The sequence below is a fragment of the Synechococcus sp. H55.11 genome, from assembly GCF_047462475.1.
GTDB lineage: Bacteria > Cyanobacteriota > Cyanobacteriia > Thermostichales > Thermostichaceae > Thermostichus.
In genome coordinates this window covers 1-1,019 of sequence record NZ_JANSJI010000224.1, presented here as the reverse complement: position 1 = coordinate 1,019, position 1,019 = coordinate 1, and the positions used below count along the sequence as shown (strand labels likewise).

The following is a 1,019-nucleotide window of genomic DNA, read 5'->3' as shown; positions in this document are numbered from 1 at the left end:
CAGGGATGAAGGATCCCAGGTAGTCTTTCTCAAGACAACGCAGCCATAAATCAAGCTGTGGACGACTCTGGGTTTCCCCACTCATAGACGCTCAAACTCCAAAAGATAGTAAATATGTTCCTCACCGCGTTCATCGCGAATGCGATAGCAGCGACCTGAGCGTGTACCTGTGGATGCAGAGAAGATCAAGCGATAGCCATCCACACTGTTGATTGGGTTTCGATCTAGAAGGTAAAGATGTCGCGTAAATTCTGCTTCTGTGTAGTCTGAGTTATTGAGGTGGAGAACATCGAAGACATCTCGCGCAGCTACACTTATGGAGTTAGGCAGTTGCTCCACACGCTTTCTCAGGTAGCCTGACGCAATTCTTGCTGCCTTCCAAATGAGCTGAAGGACAGCCTGGGGATCAGTCTCTTTGCTCTTGGCGGCTCTTGCTCGCTTGATCGCCTCAGCAATAGCACTGGGCCGCTGGGATCGGAAAATCTTGCGGTCAATACGCACCCCCTCTCTGGCAAAGTGCACTAAGATAGGAAAGGCCACAAAAATGTTGGGGTTCTCGGTAGGAAGCCAGGGCCGGTCTACCCGTTCCCCCACTTCGCGGGCCAGGTCTTCGAGGGAGGAGGTGGACAAAGCTTGCTGGGCTTGTTCAAGAGCTCGCCTCACCAGCTCCACTTGGGAGAGAGCTTTGTTGAGGGCAGAGCCACAGCTTTCTACCTGGCGGTTTACTGCTTGGAGATCTCCCCTTCTGCTAGCAGCTTGGGCACTGCCTACCGCTTTCGTCACTTTCTTAGTTAGCTCAACCAAGCTGGCCAGCTCGCCGTCAAGAGCTTTGAAAGACCCCTCAAACATTTTTCTTCCAATTTTTTGACAAGGTAGCACTGCCAGGGAATGAGATGCAAGACTCAGCCCCGGTTGAATTGCTCAGGGCATGCGCAGCTCCCCTTCCACCTCCAGGCGGGTGTAAGGGCCGACGGCGAGGAAGCGCTCCCCTAGCATTTCGGCAGCGGCAGGTTGGATCC

1 protein-coding gene is annotated in these 1,019 nt (G+C 53.6%); it reads right to left on the bottom strand.

Going from position 1 to position 1,019, the window contains the following annotated elements; all coding sequences use genetic code 11:
• Positions 1–81: 81 nt before the first annotated feature.
• On the bottom strand, positions 82–849 hold the full coding sequence (locus NW853_RS09090) for a hypothetical protein (protein ID WP_414348856.1): 768 nt from the start codon (positions 847–849) through the stop codon (positions 82–84).
• Positions 850–1,019: the final 170 nt, after the last annotated feature.